This is a genomic window from Flexivirga meconopsidis (assembly GCF_026162425.1).
In the GTDB taxonomy this organism is placed as follows: domain Bacteria; phylum Actinomycetota; class Actinomycetes; order Actinomycetales; family Dermatophilaceae; genus Flexivirga; species Flexivirga meconopsidis.
Genome location: NZ_JAOBQJ010000004.1, coordinates 73,845 through 92,645, shown reverse-complemented (window position 1 = coordinate 92,645; position 18,801 = coordinate 73,845). Strand labels below are relative to the sequence as shown.

22 protein-coding genes and 1 pseudogene are annotated in these 18,801 nt (G+C 66.4%); 11 read left to right on the top strand and 12 right to left on the bottom strand.

Annotated elements, in window-relative coordinates:
• Nucleotides 1-1,218 (top strand): NADH:flavin oxidoreductase/NADH oxidase family protein, encoded by a 1,218-nt coding sequence (locus N2M23_RS13905; RefSeq protein WP_265446253.1) that lies wholly within the window; start codon nt 1-3, stop codon nt 1,216-1,218.
• On the top strand, nt 1,215-2,708 hold the full coding sequence (locus tag N2M23_RS13900; RefSeq protein WP_265446251.1) for a flavin-containing monooxygenase: 1,494 nt from the start codon (nt 1,215-1,217) through the stop codon (nt 2,706-2,708). Before N2M23_RS13905 ends, N2M23_RS13900 begins: the two co-directional genes overlap by 4 nt.
• On the opposite strand, the gene N2M23_RS13895 is transcribed toward N2M23_RS13900, so the two are convergent.
• A complete protein-coding gene (locus N2M23_RS13895) occupies nt 2,691-3,281 on the bottom strand; it encodes a hemerythrin domain-containing protein (protein WP_265446249.1) in 591 nt (196 codons plus the stop codon). The genes N2M23_RS13900 and N2M23_RS13895 overlap by 18 nt on opposite strands.
• 61 nt (nt 3,282-3,342) lie before the next feature.
• Entirely contained in the window at nt 3,343-4,017 is a 675-nt protein-coding gene (locus N2M23_RS13890) for a DUF1345 domain-containing protein (protein WP_265446247.1), read from the bottom strand.
• A 327-nt stretch (nt 4,018-4,344) separates the two neighbouring features.
• On the opposite strand from N2M23_RS13890, the gene N2M23_RS13885 reads away from it, so the two are divergent.
• Nucleotides 4,345-5,634: a tyrosine-type recombinase/integrase gene (locus N2M23_RS13885; RefSeq protein WP_171157499.1), complete on the top strand. Its 1,290-nt coding sequence runs from the start codon at nt 4,345-4,347 to the stop codon at nt 5,632-5,634.
• A gap of 365 nt (nt 5,635-5,999) precedes the next feature.
• On the opposite strand, the gene N2M23_RS13880 is transcribed toward N2M23_RS13885, so the two are convergent.
• The 8 genes from N2M23_RS13880 to N2M23_RS13845 all read right to left on the bottom strand — a co-directional run bounded on the left by N2M23_RS13880 (nt 6,000) and on the right by N2M23_RS13845 (nt 11,582).
• Complete coding sequence (locus N2M23_RS13880) at nt 6,000-6,335, bottom strand: YnfA family protein (RefSeq protein WP_171157497.1); 336 nt, start codon at nt 6,333-6,335, stop codon at nt 6,000-6,002.
• A gap of 245 nt (nt 6,336-6,580) precedes the next feature.
• Nucleotides 6,581-6,967 (bottom strand): MerR family DNA-binding protein, encoded by a 387-nt coding sequence (locus N2M23_RS21140; RefSeq protein WP_425270250.1) that lies wholly within the window; start codon nt 6,965-6,967, stop codon nt 6,581-6,583.
• 172 nt (nt 6,968-7,139) lie between these two features.
• Nucleotides 7,140-7,421 (bottom strand): hypothetical protein, encoded by a 282-nt coding sequence (locus tag N2M23_RS13870; protein WP_212756100.1) that lies wholly within the window; start codon nt 7,419-7,421, stop codon nt 7,140-7,142.
• A 103-nt stretch (nt 7,422-7,524) separates the two neighbouring features.
• Nucleotides 7,525-7,842, bottom strand: coding sequence for a thioredoxin domain-containing protein (locus tag N2M23_RS13865; RefSeq protein WP_265446243.1), 318 nt, complete (start codon nt 7,840-7,842; stop codon nt 7,525-7,527).
• 87 nt (nt 7,843-7,929) lie between these two features.
• The gene (locus tag N2M23_RS13860) at nt 7,930-8,616 is read right to left on the bottom strand and encodes a cutinase family protein (RefSeq protein ID WP_171157495.1); all 687 of its coding nucleotides are present in this window, start codon (nt 8,614-8,616) and stop codon (nt 7,930-7,932) included.
• Between the two features lie 23 nt (nt 8,617-8,639).
• Nucleotides 8,640-9,068, bottom strand: coding sequence for an arsenate-mycothiol transferase ArsC (locus N2M23_RS13855; RefSeq protein WP_171157493.1), 429 nt, complete (start codon nt 9,066-9,068; stop codon nt 8,640-8,642).
• Nucleotides 9,061-10,152 (bottom strand): ACR3 family arsenite efflux transporter, encoded by a 1,092-nt coding sequence (gene arsB / locus N2M23_RS13850; protein WP_171157491.1) that lies wholly within the window; start codon nt 10,150-10,152, stop codon nt 9,061-9,063. Before arsB ends, N2M23_RS13855 begins: the two co-directional genes overlap by 8 nt.
• Nucleotides 10,152-11,582: an FAD-dependent oxidoreductase gene (locus N2M23_RS13845; protein WP_265446240.1), complete on the bottom strand. Its 1,431-nt coding sequence runs from the start codon at nt 11,580-11,582 to the stop codon at nt 10,152-10,154. Before N2M23_RS13845 ends, arsB begins: the two co-directional genes overlap by 1 nt.
• 92 nt (nt 11,583-11,674) lie before the next feature.
• On the opposite strand from N2M23_RS13845, the gene N2M23_RS13840 reads away from it, so the two are divergent.
• From N2M23_RS13840 to N2M23_RS13810, 7 genes and pseudogenes are all read left to right on the top strand, one after another.
• Complete coding sequence (locus N2M23_RS13840) at nt 11,675-12,031, top strand: ArsR/SmtB family transcription factor (RefSeq protein ID WP_341870601.1); 357 nt, start codon at nt 11,675-11,677, stop codon at nt 12,029-12,031.
• Between the two features lie 154 nt (nt 12,032-12,185).
• Nucleotides 12,186-12,542: an ArsR/SmtB family transcription factor gene (locus N2M23_RS13835; protein WP_171157487.1), complete on the top strand. Its 357-nt coding sequence runs from the start codon at nt 12,186-12,188 to the stop codon at nt 12,540-12,542.
• On the top strand, nt 12,539-13,576 hold the full coding sequence (locus N2M23_RS13830; protein ID WP_171157485.1) for a cation diffusion facilitator family transporter: 1,038 nt from the start codon (nt 12,539-12,541) through the stop codon (nt 13,574-13,576). Before N2M23_RS13835 ends, N2M23_RS13830 begins: the two co-directional genes overlap by 4 nt.
• A gap of 31 nt (nt 13,577-13,607) precedes the next feature.
• Nucleotides 13,608-13,991: an ArsR/SmtB family transcription factor gene (locus tag N2M23_RS13825; RefSeq protein ID WP_171157481.1), complete on the top strand. Its 384-nt coding sequence runs from the start codon at nt 13,608-13,610 to the stop codon at nt 13,989-13,991.
• A complete protein-coding gene (locus N2M23_RS13820) occupies nt 13,988-14,737 on the top strand; it encodes a cation efflux transmembrane domain-containing protein (protein ID WP_171157479.1) in 750 nt (249 codons plus the stop codon). Before N2M23_RS13825 ends, N2M23_RS13820 begins: the two co-directional genes overlap by 4 nt.
• Nucleotides 14,734-15,756, top strand: a complete 1,023-nt coding sequence (locus N2M23_RS13815; RefSeq protein WP_171157476.1) for a cation diffusion facilitator family transporter — start codon at nt 14,734-14,736, stop codon at nt 15,754-15,756. Before N2M23_RS13820 ends, N2M23_RS13815 begins: the two co-directional genes overlap by 4 nt.
• Nucleotides 15,728-16,476: pseudogene (locus N2M23_RS13810) on the top strand (DUF305 domain-containing protein). Before N2M23_RS13815 ends, N2M23_RS13810 begins: the two are co-directional and overlap by 29 nt.
• Before the next feature lie 95 nt (nt 16,477-16,571).
• On the opposite strand, the gene N2M23_RS13805 reads toward N2M23_RS13810, so the two are convergent.
• Together N2M23_RS13805 and N2M23_RS13800 are read right to left on the bottom strand one after the other, a co-directional pair.
• Nucleotides 16,572-17,099, bottom strand: a complete 528-nt coding sequence (locus N2M23_RS13805; RefSeq protein WP_246242782.1) for a DUF3105 domain-containing protein — start codon at nt 17,097-17,099, stop codon at nt 16,572-16,574.
• Between the two features lie 193 nt (nt 17,100-17,292).
• Nucleotides 17,293-18,219, bottom strand: a complete 927-nt coding sequence (locus N2M23_RS13800; RefSeq protein ID WP_171157467.1) for a beta propeller repeat protein — start codon at nt 18,217-18,219, stop codon at nt 17,293-17,295.
• Between the two features lie 109 nt (nt 18,220-18,328).
• Here N2M23_RS13800 and N2M23_RS13795 point away from each other — a divergent pair, with 109 nt between their 5' ends.
• A complete protein-coding gene (locus tag N2M23_RS13795) occupies nt 18,329-18,718 on the top strand; it encodes a BlaI/MecI/CopY family transcriptional regulator (RefSeq protein WP_171157464.1) in 390 nt (129 codons plus the stop codon).
• The last annotated feature ends 83 nt before the right edge of the window (nt 18,719-18,801 follow it).

Below are 18,801 nucleotides of genomic sequence, written 5' to 3'. Positions count from 1 at the left end.
ATGACCGATCTCGCCATTACCCAGCCACTGACCCTCCCCTGCGGTGCGCAACTGCCCAACCGCATCGCCAAGGCGGCGATGAGCGAGCAGCTCGCCGCTCGCGACGGCGGCCCCACCGACAAGCTGCGCCGGTTGTACGGCGTGTGGGGCCACAGCGGCGCCGGCCTCCTGCTCAGCGGCAACATGATGATCGATCGCCGCGCCCTGACCGAGCCGGGCAACGTAATCCTCGACGACGACCGCCACCTCGACGACGTGCGTGCCTGGACGGGTGCTGCCACCGCGTGCGGCGCGCACTTCTGGGCACAGATCAACCACCCCGGCAAAGTCGCGGTCGCACCATTCGACAAGCGTCCCGTCGCACCGAGTGCGCTGCGCAGCACGGTCCCCGGATACAACCTGCGACAGCCACGGGCGTTGAGCGGCACCGAGATTCAGGAGGTCATCGAGCGTTTCCGCCGGACCGCTAGGCTCGCGATCGACGGCGGCTTCACCGGTGTGCAGGTGCACGCCGCACACGGCTACCTGCTGTCGCAGTTCTTGTCGCCGCAGGCCAACAAGCGCGACGACGAGTGGGGCGGCGACGCGCAGCGGCGCCGCCGGCTGCTGCTCGAGGTCGTGGATGCCGTGCGTGCCGAAGTCGGGCGCGCCATACCGGTAGGGGTCAAGCTCAACTCGACCGACTTCGTACGCGGTGGATTCAGCAGCGACGAGGCGGCCGATGTCGCTGTGGCTCTCGGAGAGGTCGGGGTCGACCTGCTGGAAATCAGCGGCGGCGGTTACGAGCAGCCGGCAATGACCGGTGTCGCCAGGGCGGTGAAGCGGCGGGAGGGCTACTTCCACGAGTTCGCCGCGCAGGTCCGCGCCGCGAGTGACGTGCCGTTGATGCTGACCGGCGGAATGCGCTCTCCCGACTACATGAACGAAGTGATCGAGGACGGCACGGTCGACGTCATCGGAGTGGGGCGTCCGCTCGCTTTCGCACCCGACTTCCCCCGGCGTGTCCTGGCCGGCGAGTCGGTGCGGCTGCCCGCGAGTCCTCGGCGACTGGGTTTCAGCCCGCTCGACGGCTACAACGAACTCGCCTGGCACAACGTGCAACTGCATCGGATCGCTGCCGGCAAAACGCCGCAGGCACGCCCCGGCATCCACACACTTGCCCGCGCCGTGGGACGAATCACCGTCGCCGGTGCCAGACAAGTTACGGTGCCGTCATGAGAGCTGCGTCACAGCGCCCGTCCATCGCGATCATCGGCGCCGGCTTCGGCGGGATCGGTATGGCGATCCGGCTGAAGCAGTCCGGTTATGACGACGTCCAGGTCTTCGAGAAGGGTGACGACGTCGGCGGCGTATGGCGGGAGAACAGCTACCCGGGCGCAGCCTGCGACGTGCCGTCACATCTGTATTCCTTTTCGTTCGAACCCAATCCACGCTGGACGCGGCGGTTCGCCGAACAGGATGAGATCCACGCCTACTTGCGGCATTGTGTCGACAAGTATGCCGTCCGCGACCAGATCCGCTTGCGGACCGAGGTCCTTTCGGCGACTTACGACGAGGGCGCGGCGCAGTGGGATTTGGAACTGTCCGACGGCAGCACGCACCGCGCAGACGTGCTGATCCCGGCGTGCGGTCAGTTGAGCGCGCCGTCGGTGCCGGCGATCGCCGGGCTGGACGACTTCACCGGCGAGCTGTTCCACTCGGCTCACTGGCCCGAGGAGGTGGCGCTCGACGGTAAGCACGTCGCGGTGATCGGCACCGGTGCGTCGTCGATCCAGATCGTGCCGTCTATCGCTGAGCGCGTGGGCCGGCTGCGGCTGTTCCAACGCGAAGCGGCCCACGTCATACGCAAACCGGACTACGCCTACTCCGAGACGGCAAAGCGCGTCTTCGAGCGAATTCCCGCTCTGCTCAAGGCATCTCGCTGGTTGACCTATCTGCAACTGGAGTCGCGTGCGCTGCCGTTCACCCGGGTGCCGCAGCTGCTGAAGGTCGTCGATGTGCGCTTCCGGATGCATCTCTACGGGAGCGTGAAGGACAAGGAGTTGCGACGCGCGCTGATCCCGAAGACGACGATCGGCTGCAAACGGATCCTGATCTCCAACGATTTCTACCCGGCGCTCACCCGGCCCAACGTCGACCTGATCACCGCCCCGATCGAACGGCTGACACCGCGCGGCATCATCACCGCGGACGGCGAGCATCACCCGGCGGACGTGGTGGTGCTCGCTACCGGTTTCCGGGCCACCGACTTCCTGACCCCGATGCAGGTGACCGGGGTCGGAGGCCGGCGGCTGGACGAGGCGTGGGCCGACGGCGCGGAGGCGCACCTCGGGATCACGGTGGCCGGATTTCCGAACCTCTGCTTGCTCTACGGCCCGAACACCAACCTCGGACACAGCTCGATCGTGTTCATGCTCGAGGCCCAATTCCGTTACGTGCTGGACCTACTCGCCGGAATGCAGCGCGACGGGGCTCGATCGTTCGATGTCCGGGCAGAGGCGCTGCGGGCATCGTCGGAGCAGATGCAGCGGTTGTCCCGTCATACGGTGTGGGACCGGGGGTGCACGAGTTGGTATCGCACCGCGAGCGGCCGCCATACCAACAACTGGCCGGGTATGACGGTGGACTACTGGCGGCGTACCCGCAAGGTCGCCTGGACCGACTTCGACCTGGAGCCGGCGACCCGCAAGTCAGACGTCCTCGCTTGACTGCACCGAGTCGCGCTGCGTGCCGCGTGAAGTCTTGCTCGGGTCGACCGGACCGTCGCTCGCGTGCTTCTCGACGTAGTCCTCCGGGTCCTTGTCCTTCGGGGTGATCCCGCCCGACGCGTGCAGCGCCTCGAACCGCAGGAACTGCACGGCGATGTCGTGGCGCAGTTGCAGGCTCGCCTGCTGCCGGAAGTCGGCGAGGTCCTGGCGCTCCTCCTCGCCCATGTGGCGGCTGTTGTAGACGTTGCAGTCAGTGACCGCCTGCCACCACTCGTCCGACCCGACCGTGGCCTCGTCGGCGGCGCGGATCGCCTTGCGGATGTTGTTGTGGTCGCCGATCGCGTCGTCGGTCTCCTCCTCGGCGTCGGGCGCGTCGGCGGCCCCCGTGCCCAGCTTGAGCAGCTCGGGGAAGAAGTAGCGCTCCTCCGCCTCTGCGTGGTTCTCCAGCAGGATCGCGAGCCTGCGCCATACGGCCTCGAGACCTTCGACGTCGTCACGCGGCCACTCCTCCAGGGCCGCGAAGCTGCGCCGCTGCTCGTCGTGCTGCGCCAGGATGATGTCGGTGATATCCATTGGTACGCCTCGCTTTTCGTCGTTTGGGACGGTAGAGCAGTTTTGTATCAGACCGGTGTCGTCAGGTGATCGCCGACACGAGGGTGGCTACCGTGACGGTGTTGAAGATGAACGCGATGATCGCGTTGAACGACACGGTCTTGCGCATATCGGCCGACTGCACATTGACGTCGGTGGTGCCGAACGTGGTCATCACCGATATCGCGAAATACATGTAGTCCGACCAGGTCTTGTGCGTCTCGTCGGGGAAGTCCAGGGCCTTTGAGTCCTCGACGATGTTGTCGGCATGGAAGGTCACCGCGAAGGAGACCAGCACGCAGAACCAGGCGACCGCGACGAGCAGCACCGCCAACAGCACGCGGGTCTGACCCTGTAGCGCCGGCGGCGCGTGCTCGGGCAGCCAGAGCACCGCCACGACCAATGCGATGCTCGCGATGAACAGTGATGCACCGGGCCCGGGGGCAGTGCCGAGCAGATAACGCTGCAGCAGCGTGCCGCGGCTGTCCCGGTGGGCCCAGCCATGGATCTGCTCGTCGGTCGCCGTGCCGAACGCCCACACGGTGGCACCGAGGTAGCCCAGCAGGTACACCAACAACGCGAACACCGCGACGTCAGCGTCCGCCATGAGCTCGTGCTGCTGGTTGACGACATACAGCACGGCGCCGACCACCACGGCGCCGATCAGCGCGGATGCTGATCTACGCCGTTCGGACAGCCACTGCTCGGCCTTGGGCACGGCGGCTCTACTTCCTCTTGGGTGCGGGTACGACGCCGACGATATGGCAGTGGGCGAGACATCGCCGTGGCCCAGGTGCGTGGTCCTGTGCGCTACGGGAATGAAGAGCCCCGGCCGCATACGCGAACCGGGGTTGCTTCGAGCTGGTGGACGATACTGGGATCGAACCACTCAACTTCGGATTTCTGCTGCACGTGCAATTACCGGGTAAAATGCTTCTGACCTGCGGCGATGCAGAACTCTGACGTGGACAGGTGGTGACGAATGTTGCCTCTGTTGTCCACCGAAGTAGTGCACAAGTAGTGCAAAATCCACTCAGGAGGGACCATGCCACGGACTGCCAGGAAGGCTCGCAAGCGCGCGTTCGGCCGTATCAACCAGGAGCGTTCCGGCCGCTACACCGCGTGGTACAACGACCCTGATGGCCGTACAAAGATTTCTGCCTCCGGCACGGTCACGCCAGTCCGGCACCGTGCCAATCACACCTTCGAGACAACCCTCGACGCCGAGGCCTGGCTAGCAGCAGAACGCAGACTGATCAGCACCAGCACCTGGACCAGCCCGGCGCAGCGAAGACAGGAGGAGATGGCAGCAGATTTGAACCACTCCCCTACCTTCGGGGAGTACGCGTCCGCATGGATTGACTCGCGAAAGAACAAGTCGGGCAAGTCGTTGGCACCTCGGACCCGAGACCACTACCACCAGTTGCTGGCCGACTACCTGGAGCCTACGTTCGGTTACCTCCTGCTGGACGAGATCACCCCGGCACAAGTGAACATTTGGTATGACGCCTTCACCCCTCTGCGTAAGAAGCTCAATGGAGTTACCGGAGAGACCACGAAAGCGCACGCGTACTCTCTGGCGCGTGCTGTGCTGAACACCGCTACATCGGCTCATGGCCCATTGGTCGGGAGAGTCAATCCATTCGCCGTGCGTGGAGGCGGCACCTCACCAGTGCGGAAGCGAACCCAAGTGGCCACCAGCGCGCAATTCAAAGTGATGCTGATGACTATTCGCCCCGAGTGGGAGCTGATTCTGCTGCTTGGTTGCTGGGCCGGCCTTCGCTACAGCGAGATAACGGAGTTACGGCGCGGCGACATCAACCTCGTCGCGGAGGTGATTCAGGTCAGTCGCTCGGTGACGCGCAGCAAGGTCGAGGGCGTCGGCGTCAAATCTCCCAAGTCCGACGCGGGTATCCGCGACCAGATCATCCCGCCGAACGTTCTGCCGGCGCTCAAAAAGCACATGAGAGCATCCGTCACCGGGCAGAACGGACTCCTATTTCCAGGGAAGAACGGAGGACACCTTGCCCCGGTAACGTTCTACGGCAACGTTCCCCCAAAGCCCGCCGAGACACCCGAGCAAGCCGCCAAGCAGCGAGCGCGGAACGGCTGGTATGCAGCTAGGTCGGCCGCGGGGTGCCCAACCCTGCGCTTCCATGATCTGCGGGCAACAGGCGCCACATTGCTGGCACAGCAAGGCGGGACCGTGGCAGATGTCCAGTTGTTCCTTGGCGACTCCACAGCGCAGGCAGCATTGCGGTACGTGCGGTCCGCAGAGGGACGTCAGAAGCTCTTGGCCGACAAATTGGCCGCACTGGACGGCTCCGTGTGGTGATCTCGCAGTGGCCGGATCGGTGGAAGCCATGGGCCGGTCAGGATCTATAGCGCAACTCGCACCCACGCGCAGGCCAATCTCTCAAGGCACCAAGGCCGTCCACGTGGACCATGAGATGGGAGCCAGCTCAACATGTTCGCGACCCCGTTTCATCCCATCAGATGCCAGTTCTTGCCGTTTTCCTTCAGATGGCGGCTCGTCATCGGCAGTGATGTTCCTTGGAAGCGCCGCGCTCCTCACGGGGATGTAGCGCAGGACACCAGGGTCTTCAGTGGCGAGGGGGTCGTACGACTTCCCCGGGTTCCATCGATCGATGTGCGGAGGGAGTTGCTTCGCGGTGGTTTTGTGCCAGATTAGTCGAGGTGTCAGTTGCCTCGCGGGGCGGACATGATGAGCGCTACGCCGATGAGGCAGACGAGAGCACCTGTAACGTTCCACCGATCGGGTCGGTAGCCGTCGGCGATTATTCCCCAGGCCAGTGATCCCGCGACGAAGATGCCGCCGTATGCGGCGAGGATGCGTCCGAAGTTGGAATCGGGTTGGAGGGTGGCAACAAAGCCGTAGGCACCGAGGGCTGCGATGCCAGCGCCGATCCAGATCCAGCCGCGGTGCTCACGTACTCCTTGCCAGACCAGCCACGCTCCGCCGATCTCGGCGATGGCGGCCAGCACGAACAGGGCCAGGGAACGAACGACGGTCATAGGGGCATCTTCTCAACCGAGGTCAGGATGCGCCTGTCCGCCCAGTCGAGCATTCGACCTCCACGGACTGCATGCGGGAGACCGACGCGCATGGCGTGCTGGCACCAGCGCGTTGCCTGTAGGTGATGAGCAGAGACGCGACCGTGATGCCGACGACCAGTGCGAACACGATGCCGGCGAAGGTGACCGAGGCCACCGTCGCGGCGGCTCCGGCGCCGAGCAGGTGACGGTTTCGCAGGGTCGGGCTATCGCGCGCCATCGGCTGGTGCGGGCGCGGTGATGTCCACGAAAGGGATCGGACAGTAGTCAGTGCGTGCGCACGTTGTTAGGTCGTCGCATCCGGCGCTGACCGCGCCGGTGAGGTTGGCCCGGATCGCCTGAAGGTCGTTGATGCGGGCAGCGATCTCGGTGAGTTTGGCCGTCGCCCTGGCCTGTAGACCGGGGTCTGGTCGGTGACCGTGCCGGTGACGGCTTACGTCGATCAGGTCGGCGATCTCCTCCAAGCGGAACCCGAGCCGTTGCGCTGCCTTGATGATGCGCAGGGTCGTGACGGCCTCGTCGGTGTATACGCGGTGTCCGCCGGGGCTACGGTCGGGCCCGGCGAGCAGACCACGGCGCTCGTAATACCGCAGCGTCTCCCTGTTGACGCCCGCCTGGCGTGCAACCTGCCCGGCGCGAAGGTGGGCGCCTGCCCCGGCCAGGCCTAAGCCCGTCCTGGGGTGGCTCGGGCGCGGGCACGATCGACCAACCCGGAAAGCACATCGGCCCGTTCCGCAGGCACCTCAACGTCGAGCACGACACGTGTCATGTGCGCGCCAGGGGCGTTGTCGACGTGGCGGTGAAGTTGAAGAACGCGCAGCAGGACGCCTCGCGGGCGATCAGGTCCCGCATCTGCGCGGGTAGGTCCCGGTCGCCTTCCAGGAAGAGCCGGGCCAGCGTTGGGCGGAGCTGCTCGACGTCGCGCAGCGATCTCGCGAACAGGTCGTCAAACTCCGCGACCCGCAGTGGTCGCTGCGCGGTCGGCAACGTGCACGCATCGGCAGGTGCCCACACCGGGTCCACCGGTAACTGTCCTGCTGCGTTCATTCTCCGACGATAAACCTGTACTCAGGTACTGGATACAAGCGACGAGAAAGGCTGCCGTGCCGGGGTCGTGTAGACGTCCGCACAAGGGTTGCGTGGCGGCCGTTCAGGAATGGGCTGCTCGTTGGAGCGCTCGGCATAGTTCGGTGAGGTCAGGCGCTGTTCGTAGCCCGGTGGGGGTGCTGTAGAGCCGACAAGCCAGCGCGATGCGCGCGTCGGCCTCGGCGAAAGGATCAGCACCGTTGAGCAGGATGGTCGGCGAACCGGTGAAACCGCGCTCGTTCGCTTCCTCGTCGTTGGTGATGATTGTGCGGGCGATGTTCGCTGACACGCCCGTGCTCCTCACCGCGGCCTGGATCAGTTCCGTGGCGGCGGCCTCGTTCGGGCAATCCGGCACGACGAGCAGCTCGATCTGCACGGTCACGTTAGCGATCCTTCCTGATCGGTCCTCGTGGCAATGTATCCGGGCAGCCCGAGCGTCCATGTGCACGTCCGGCCCGCCGGTGGGCGGTCAAGCGCCACCCATGATCGTCGTTCTCAAGAGGCGGCTGAGGACGAATTCGGCTGCCCGGTCCGGCATGCCGTTGTGGAAGTACGCCACGTGTCCCTCGACATCTGACCCCGGCGCGTTTTGCGCCGAGATGTCTCCTCGGGCGCAGTAGTCACGGATTGTGTCCGCGTGTCCTGCAAGCATGCCGGGTTGGCGGGGGATGACTCCACTGACGCCGGGGGTGGGATTGCCTGCGTTGTGGGGTTCGCCTGCCGTGAAGGTCGGGTTGCCGAACAACGCAATTGCGGCGATCTGGTCGACGGCTGTGGGGTCGAGGTCGGGTGCGTCGGTCCCGGCGTACCGCGCCGCATGCGGCACGAGTGCGTCGGTGATCACTTGGGCGCCTTGGGACCAGCCGAGCAGCACGATGCGTCGCTGCGATCGGGAGGTCGCTTCGTCGTTGAGCAGCGACACCAGGTTGCGCACGCCGATCGTCGGGCTCTGTCCGAGGTCGATGCGTGCCGGGTAGGTCGCGGTGAAGCTTTCGAACGTCGCCGGGTAAGGCAGGCTGTGGATTTGCACCTCCCCGGCGTACCGGTGGCTGATCGCGCGGGCAATGGGTGTCAGCAGGCGTGACCCGCTGGCGGGCTCGGTACTGCCCCGGACGGTGATGACGAGGATCGGTGGCTTGCGGTCGATGGCGTTCATAACTCCCCGGCGATCGAGTCGCGTCAGGACTTGCTGTCGTCGGTGCGGAGTCGAGTGAGGAGGCCACGGACTCGGTTGGTGATGTCGTCGCGGATCAGGTCCATCCGTTCGTCTCCCTCGATCCCGTCATGGGAGGGCTCGATCGTGTCCCAACGTTCCATTGGTGCCTTCGGTGGCTGGTCGAGTGTGGCCTCGGCGCCGATTAGGACGACCCGGTCTACGGTGCCGAGCAAGGCCGGATCAACAGGTTTTGGGTGTTCGCCGTTCATGGTGGCGCCGATGCGTTCGACGCTTGCCCGAGATGCCTCGTTCACTGCGGTTCCTGGTCGGGTGCCCGCAGAGAACACCGCGACCTCAGGTGCCAGGTGGCGGGTGATGGCGGCGGCCATCTGTGACTTCCCGGCGTTCTTGACGCACACCAACAGCACTGCGGGGCGGGGCTTTTCAGGCATGGATTGTCTCCGGCGGTGTGTGGGTGAATCTGTTGCGTAGGGCGAGGGAGACGTAGACCAGCCCGACCAGGACGGGGACCTCGATGAGGGGGCCGACGACACCGGCGAGGGCTTGTCCGGAGGTGACTCCGAAGGTGGCGATCGCGACAGCGATGGCCAATTCGAAGTTGTTGCCTGCGGCGGTGAACGCCAACGTGGTGGTGCGTTCGTAGCCGAGGCCTACAGCCCGCCCGAGGGCGTACCCGCCGCCCCACATGAGGGCGAAGTACACCAGCAACGGCACCGCGATCCGGATCACATCGAGCGGGTGGCCGGTGATCTGGTGGCCCTGCAACGCGAAGAGGATGACGATGGTGAACAACAGGCCGTACAGGGCCCAGGGTCCGATCCGGGGCAGGAACTTCTCCTCGTACCAAGCGCGACCCTTGGCCTTCTCCCCGAGGCGGCGGGACAGGTACCCGGCCAGCAACGGGATGCCGAGGAACACCAGGACGGACCCGGCGATCTTCCACGCGGACACGTTGAGATGTTCTTGGTGCAGGCCGAGCCAGCCGGGCAGCACCGACAGGTAGAACCAGCCCAGGACGGCGAACATGATGACTTGGAAGACGGAGTTGATCGCGACCAGCACGGCGGCGGCTTCGCGGTCGCCGCAGGCCAGGTCGTTCCAGATGATCACCATGGCGATGCACCGGGCGAGGCCGACGATGATCAGCCCGGTGCGGTAGGTAGGCAGGTCGGGCAGGAACACCCAGGCGAGGGTGAACATCAGCAGCGGCCCGATCACCCAGTTCAGCACCAGCGAGGTGACCAGCAGCCGCCGGTCGCCGGTGACGGAGTCCAATTTGTCGTATCGGACCTTGGCCAGGACCGGGTACATCATGATCAGCAGCCCGAGCGCGATCGGCAATGAAACGCCTTGAATGTCAACGGCGCTCAGCGCGTTGTCCAGGCCGGGGATGGCGCGCCCGAGCAGTATCCCGGCGACCATGGCGGCGCCGATCCAGACCGGCAGGAACCGGTCCAGGGTGGACAGATTTCCCACCACCGCATCATGGGCCGGAGCCTGTTGGGTTGTGGTCATCAGGACAGACCACCCAGACCACCCGCGGTGGACAGGCCGCCGAGGCTGACCGGTTGCGGACCGACCGGGCCGCAGCAACCGCCGCCGGAGCCTTCCTCGGAGTCGAACAGACCCGCCCCGCCACACACCCCTGTGTCGGGCAGCGTGAGTTCCACCTCGTTGGCGGCGTCCAGGTCACCGGCCAACGCAGCGGCGATGGAACGGACCTGCTCGTACCCGGTCATCGCCAGGAACGACGGCGCACGCCCGTAGGACTTCATCCCGGCCAGGAACAAACCCTCTTCGGGCTGGGCCAGGACGTCATACCCGTGGGGTTGCACCGACCCGCAGGAGTGCCAGTTCGGGTCGATTTCCGGGGCGAGCTTGGCCGGTGCCTGCAACCGCTGATCCAAGTCCAGGCGCACCTCGGACAGGAACGACAGGTCGGGACGGAACCCGGTCACGCACACCACCTGATCCAAGCCCTCCATGCGGCGACCATCAGAGGAGACCAAGACAACCCGGCCATCAGCATCGTTGTCACTGTCACTGTCACTGTCACTGTCACTGTCGCTGCCGTTGTTGTTGTAGTGGGTGGTGTCGGCGTCTTCGACGGCGATGGCGCGGAACCCGGTGACGACCTCTATCCGGCCATCGGTGACGGCTTCACGGACCCGGGCGCCCAGGGCACCACGGGCGGGGAGTTCGTCGGCGTCGCCGCCGCCGTAGGAGTTACCGACCGTCCCGCGGCGCAGCACCCACACGACCCGTGACCCGGGGGTGTGGACCTCGTCGCTGGTGAGCGCGATCAGCGACGTCAGCGCTGACGCGCCGGAGCCGACGACCGCGACAGCCTTACCCGCGCACGGGTTGCCATCCGCTGTGGCGTCCGGCATGCCGTACAGAATCCGGTCGGCGTGCGCGGTCTCACCGGAGACCGGGTATCCCTCCGAACCCAGCGGATTCGGCACACTCAACGTGCCGGTCGCGTCGATCACGGCCCGAACGAACACCCGCTCGATCGACCCATCAGAGGACTGCACGTGCAGCACGAACGGTTGCTCGTCGCGGCCGGACTCCACCAGCAGGTCCCGATCCAGTCGCGACACACCGACCACGGTGGCACCGACGCGGACCCGGTCGCCCAACACTGCCGCCAACGGGGCCAGGTAGTCCGTGATCCACGCGGTGCCGGTCGGGTACCGCTTCCCGTTCGGTGCCGCCCACCCAGTCGGTGCCAGCAGCCTTTCCGCAGCAGGAGAGGTCAGTTCGGACCACGGGGAGAACAACCGCACATGCCCCCAGGACCGCACCCCGGCCGCCGGTTCGTCGCCTTGCTCGAACACCACGACCTCCTGGTCGCGGCCGACCAACTCCGCAGCGGCGGCCAGACCGATCGGTCCGGCACCGATCACAGCGACCGGAAGCTCTTGGGGGACAACGGAAACCATCAGCGACCACACCTTCTGACTAGACGACTGATTAGATGAATGTCGATATGGTCAGCGTTGCGCATTGCATCGATGGTTGTCAATATGGTGTGGTGACCGCAACCAAGACGACCCGCACACCATCCGCCGCGACGCCGGCGTGCGACACCGCATGCGTGCCAGGGGACGGCCTCGACGCCGTAACCGCCGAGCGCGCCGCGGCCGTCTTCAAAGCCCTCTCAGACCCGGTCCGGCTCCGGCTGTACACCCGGATCGCGTCCTGCGCGGGCGAGACATGCGTGTGCGACATCCAGGACGTCGGCGTCTCCCAACCCACCGTGTCCCACCACCTGCGCAAACTGCGCGAGGCCGGACTCATCGACTGCGAACGCCGCGGCACCTGGGTCTACTACTGGCCCATCGCCGAAGGACTCGACCCACTGAACGCCGTGGGCGCACGTCCCCGGTAGTCGGGTTCGGGTGCGTCCCCAAATCAGGGGCGATCAACTGACCCGCACGACATTGCGCCCACAGGTCCCGCCGGGTGAGTCCTGCCAGGCCCGCCACCGGGGCACCCAGCATGTCGAACTGGCGACTTCGATCCTAAAGCTTTAGTATGTGCGTATGCACGCAGATACGCATCCACCAGTGTGGGCTGACGACGTGGTGAACCTCGCGGTCGAGGTTCTGCGGGTCTTGGCCGATCCGACCCGTTTGCAGCTGGCCGGGCTCCTGCTCGATGACGAGGAATCCGTCTCCGACCTGGCCGCCACGCTCGGCAAGCCCGGTCCGGCGGTTTCTCAGCACCTGGCGAAGATGCGGATGGCCCGATTGGTCACCACTCGCAAGCAGGGCACCTCGGTGCTGTACCGGGTGGAGAACGGGCACGTCCGGCAGCTGGTGATCGACACCATCGGTCACGTCGAGCACCTGCTGGACGACATCCCGGCCCACCACCGCATCGGCGGCGGCGCGTCATGACCCACCCCCACGACCACGAACGCCACCATGACCATGCCCACGATGATGGGCACGACCACAGCCACTCGGGTGGCCGGTGGGCTCGCTTCCGGCATACTGTCTCCGACCTGACCGGCGGGCACTCACACGACACCGCCGACCAGGTCGACGAGGCCCTGGAAGCCGACGCCCGCGGCCGACGGGCATTGTGGATCAGCCTGGTCGCGTTGGCGGCCACCGCCATCCTGCAAGCCGTCGTGGTGGTCTTCACCGGATCCATCGCCTTGCTCGGCGACACCCTGCACAACGTGGCCGACGCCGCGACCGCGATCCCGCTGCTGATCGCGTTCTGGTTGGCCAAACGCCCCGCGAACGACCGCTACACCTACGGGTACGGGCGCGCCGAAGACCTCGCCGGGCTGTTCGTCGTCGCGATGATCACCCTGTCTAGTGTGCTGGCCGGCTGGGAAGCCATCAGCCGGCTGCTGAATCCGCACGACGTGTCCCACCTGTGGGCCGTCGCGGCCGCCGGTGTCATCGGCTTCGCAGGCAATGAATTGGTCGCCCGGTACCGCATCCGCGTCGGCCGCCAGATCGGATCCGCGGCCCTGGTCGCCGACGGGCTGCACGCTCGCACCGACGGGTTCACCTCCCTGGCAGTCGTCGTCGGCGCGGTCGGCGTCGCGGCCGGGCTGCCCTGGGCCGACCCGGTCATCGGACTGCTCATCGCGATCGCGATCCTCGGCGTCCTGCGGTCGGCCGTCAAGCAGGTCGGCGCCCGCCTGATGGACGCCGTCGACCCCGACCTGGTCGCCCAAGCCCGCACCGTCATCCTCGACACCCCGGGCGTTCTCGGCGTCCGGGCAATCCGGTTGCGGTGGATCGGTCACACCCTGCACGCCGAAGCTGACGTCACCATCGCCGACGACATCTTCGTCGAAACCGCACACGACACCGCGCACCGCACCGAACGACGGCTCACCACCCAGATCCCCCGGCTCACCACCGCGCTGATCCACGCCAGCCCGCTGCGAGCACACGCAACGGTGAACTGAACCAAACCGCAACAGGCGCTATCATCGGGCAATGGCGATGATTACGAAGGCATCCGCGGCCACCCCCGCAGCTGGTGACGAGGTCGAGGCATTGACAGCCGCGGCGTGCATGTTCAAAAGCTTGGGTGACCCGACTCGATTGGCGATCGTGCAGCACTTGGCACTTGGAGAGCACCGAGTGGTGGATATGACCGCGCACCTGGGGTTGGCGCAGTCGACGGTCTCGGCGCACCTTGCCTGCCTGAAGGACTGTGATCTCGTCGCGTCCCGGCCCGTGGGCCGAGCCTCGATGTTCTCCTTGAAACATCCTGAGTTACTGGACCTGCTCCGACAGGCCGAGGTGCTGCTGGGAGTGACCCGGGACGCGGTGACGCTGTGCCCGACCTTCGGCGCGGCCGCAGCGGAGCCGCGGTGACGGTGTCAGCCGCGGTGGCTCCCGAGTCAGACCGGGCGCGGCTCGGTCGGCGGGCTCAACAGCTGGCGGCGGCCACCGTCGGATACAACCTGGTCGAAGCGGTGGTGGCTGTGTCCGCAGGCCGGGTCGCCGGATCGTCGGCCCTGGTCGGGTTCGGACTGGACTCGGTGGTCGAGGTGTCCTCAGGGCTGATCATCTTGTGGCAGTTCCGCCACCACCTCCCCGAGTCCCGGGAAGCGCAAGCGCTGCGACTGATGGCCTTCGCGTTCTTCGCCCTGGCGGCCTACGTCACCGTCGACGCAGTCCGCACACTCGCCGGATCCGGTGCCCCGCACACCTCCACGGTCGGTGTGGTCCTGGCTGCCCTCTCCCTGATCGTGATGCCGTTCCTGTCCTGGGCGCAGCGAAGGACCGGGCGGGCACTGGGCTCAGGGTCGGTAGTCGCGGATTCCAAGCAAACCTTGCTGTGCACCTACCTGTCGACGGTGCTGCTGGCGGGGCTGCTGCTGAACGCCGGGCTGGGCTGGTGGTGGGCCGACCCTGTCGTGGGGTTGATCATCGCCGCCGCCGCCGTCCGCGAGGGCGTGCAGGCCTGGCGCGGCGAGTCCTGCGGTTGTGTGGCGCCAACCGAGCAGACTGACAACGCCGACGCTACCGCGTGCGAGTGCGCGCCCGGGTGCGCCGATTCGTGCTGCCAGCCCAAGATTGCTGTCACGGACGTGTCTGTCGGGAGACGGACCGCGTGAGTACACCACCTGCGGACAAAGGAAGGTGCGCCGGCGTCCCGTCCGACGACACGGCTGGGCACGCCGCATCAGCGGTCACCGGACCGCCCGGACACGGCCACGACGGGGGGCACGGTGACGGTCACGCACACGGGGTCGCCGCGAACGCTGACCGTCGGTACCTGCGTGGCGCGCTCATCCTGCTGGCCCTGTTCATGGTCGGCGAGGTCATCGTCGCATTCGCGTCCGGGTCGCTGGCGCTGTTGTCCGATGCCGGGCACATGCTGTCCGACGTCGGTGCCATCGCCGCCGCGCTGTGGGCGATGCGACTGGCCGCCCGCCCCGCACGCGGGGCGTGGACGTTCGGGTGGAAACGCGCCGAGATCCTGTCCGCGGCCGGCAACGGGATCACCTTGCTGGTGGTCTCCGGTGTGGTCGGCATCGAGGCGATCCGCCGCCTGATCAACCCGCCCACTGTGCAGGGTGGACCGGTCCTGGTCGTCGCCCTGGTCGGTGTCGCGGTCAACATCGGCGCCGCGTGGTTACTGGCCCGGGCGAACCGGACCAGCCTGAACGTCGAGGGCGCCTACCAGCACATCCTGACCGACCTGTACGGGTTCATCGGCACCGTGATCGCCGGGATCGTCATCCTGGTCACCGGATGGACCCGCGCCGACGCCGTCGCGTCGCTGATCGTAGTCGCGCTGATGTTGCACGCCGCCTGGGGGCTGCTGCGCGACTCGGGGAGGGTGCTGCTGGAAGCCGCCCCGGAAGGGATCGACCTGGACGACATCCGCACCCACCTGCTCGGAGTCGAACACGTCGTCGACGTGCACGACCTGCACGTGTGGACCGTCACCACCGACCTGCCCGCCCTGTCCGCGCACCTGCTTGCCGAGGACTCCTGCTTCACCGACGGACACACCCCGCAACTACTGGACCAGGTCCAAGCCTGCCTCGGTGGCCACTTCGACCTTGAGCACTCCACCTTCCAGCTCGAACCGGCCACCCATGCCACGCACGAGCACGGCCTCCACTGATCAAACAACAGCACGAACGGAAAGCATGATCATTGACGACCCCGGCAGCTCGATAGGCACACCGCTGCACCCGGTGCCCGCGCGAACGGGCGCGGAGACGCAGTCAGGCACGACCTCGGTTCGTTGGCGGGCGCTGCTTCTGGGATGCGTCACGGCAGCTGTTCTGTCAGCTCTGTTGGCAGGCGTCATAGGTTATCGCCTCGGCCACGCCGTGCCCGACGACAACAGCGCCGAGGCAGGCTTTGCCCGCGACATGCAGGTCCATCACTCCCAGGCCGCCCAGATGGCCTTCATCATCCGGGACAAGAGCAAGAATCCAACGATCAGGACGATCGCCTACGACATCATCAGCACCCAGCAACAACAGGCCGGCCAAATGTTCGGATGGCTCGAGCTATGGCGGTTACCTCAGGCGGCAACACAGCCACCGATGTCCTGGATGCCGACGACTCACGTCCGTCAGACAACGACACATCTGGGTGCAAGGATGCGGGGGATGGCGTCGGAGTCGCAGTCAGCCAGTTGCGGTCTTTCGTCGGCGCGCCCGCGGACCGACGCTTCCTGACACTCATGATCGCCCACCACCGTGGCGGAGTCACGATGACCGAGGCCATTCAGCCCCTTACCCATAACGCCGCCGTAGACTCTCTCGCTGCCGCGATCGAGACGTCGCAACGGGCCGAGATTGCTCAGATGTCCCGTCTGCGCGCGACGCTGTGACGAGGCCAGTGCTCGACTGAGGGACACTGCCAGGCCAGCGCGACGGGCCGCAAGTCAATGCGCGAGCCGTCCTCGTGCCCAACCGGTCCGAGGGGTCACTTCACCGGCGACCCGGTGCCGCCGGTGCAGGGAGCGCCAGGCTCGGGGGTCTGAGGGCCCTGCTTGTATTTGGACACGAACGCCTGCAGCCGCTTATCGGTCGCGTTCGGCAGCCGCAGCTGAACACCCCACGCAGACGCGACCACTGGTGCGGGTAGGCCTGGGTACGGCGAAAGTGTCAGGTACGTCTGCCCACCGACCAGTTCCCGCAACGCCTTGACCTGGGCGGCGGGCAGCGACGGTTGATAAGTGATCCAAACGGCTCCGTGCTCAAGATCGTGGACGGCGTTCTCGTTTCGCACCGGCGCAGAGTAGATGCCGCAGTTCAACCAAGTGGGGTCGTGGTCGCCTCCGACCGGGGGCGTCTGCGGGTACCGCACTGTGGTGGTGACATGGCCGGGTCGGGACACCGGGTAGGTCTTGACTGCCCCCAGTGATACCTGCGCGGGCCTGTTGGCGAGCACGGCCCACGAAGCCCCGCCGCCCACGACGACGAGCGCGGCGACGACCGCTCCTACCCACATCATTGTGCGTCGGCGGGACTGGCTGCTCTGTTGCCGCCGCAGCTGGTCCAGGCGAACCTGTCGGGCACTCAGGTCCGGTTTTGATTTCCGTGGTGTCATCGCGTCGGGTCTCTCGTGTGGTCGGTTGGTGCGGTGGGCGGCAGTTGGGTGCGGAGCCGATCACAACTGCGGGTTCGTGGCGCTTGGTTCGCAGTCAGCCACCAGTGTGGGACGCCGACTTGGCCGTTCCCGACCACGACTTCCCCTGATCCTTGCTGGCGTAGATCACCGCGCGCTGGTCCCGCAGGACTCCAGCAAGCACCGTGCCGCCGGGGCCGAAGGTGACGGCGGAGGTTCCCGCTGGAACGCTGAGCGGTTGCCAGGTGGCGCCGCCGTTGCGGCTGGCAGCGGCACCTGTCATGCCGACGACGACGAGTTGGCGGGTGTCAGCGGGGTTCCAGGCGGCCGCCAGCGCGCCGACAGGGCCGCCAGCGGGATACCAGGTGCGGCCGCCGTCGACGGTGCGCATCAGCCCGGTTGCCATGTCGGGGGCGAGGGCGCGGGAGGGGTTCTTCGGGTCGACCAGGATGGTGCCCATGAAGTCCTGCCCTTGGCGTGCCGTGCGCAGATCCCAGGTGCGGCCGCCGTCTTCGGAGGCGAGCAGGCCGGCTTGTGGGGACCCCAGGTAGAGCATTGTTCCGGCGCCGCCGAGGGCGTGCACGTCGGAGACTGGCGCCGTGACCTTGGTGAACGTGGTTCCTTGATCCACCGAGCGGAACAGACCCGGGTGGCCCCCGACGAGCAGGCTGCTCCCTGAGGCGGCCCAGCCCATCGCATCAGCGCCGGTCAGCGACGTAATCGGTCGCAGGTGCTGGCCACTGTCGGTGGAGGTGACCACGGCGTCATGACCTCCCACGTACAGCGTGCCGGCGTTGAAGAAGACCGTGTGCAGGTCTCCGCCGATCTGTGCGCCCGCCTGGCTGTCAGTCGCCGACCGAGACCTCGGCGCTGCGAAAGTCAGGGCTGCCACGCCGGTGACAATCACGAGTACTACACCGATCGCCAGCCACATCCAGCTGCGGGTCCGGCCGCCGGTCGTGGCCGCGTAGGTCGTCGGGATAGTTCGCTTGAGATGAGGCACGCGCACACTCTACTAGTTTGCTTAGGAAGTTCTCGGCGGGTCGGCACTCTTCCCTAAGCCGCTTAGGATGTGCGCACGCAAGTCTACGACTGGAGAAGGAGTCCTGCAGATGCCGCGCTTTGGCGACCTGGAGGCCGCGATCATGGACCAGGTGTGGGCGCTTGGCGACCCGGTCCGAGTCCGGGATGTGCTGGAGGAACTCCAGCGCAGCCCGGTGCCGGCATACACGACGGTGCAGACGGTGATGGACATCCTTTTTCGCAAGGGATGGTTGACCCGACGCAAGCGCGGGCGGGTCAACCTGTACGCCGCCGCAGCCAGCAGGGAGGACTATGTCGCACAGCTGATGGGTGAGGCCCTCGCTGAGGCCAAGGACCGCTCGGCCGTACTGGTGCGGCTGGTGGAAGAAATGGACCCCGCCGAGTCCGCTGAACTTCGCACGCTGCTCGAGGCCGCCCGCTCCGACCGCTCAGATCCCGATTCCGAGGGCGCACAGTGACCACGGCAGTAGTTCTGTTGAGTTACGCCGCCATGGTCGCGCTGGTAGGCCCTTGGATGCTCTTGGCCGGCGGCTGGAGCGAC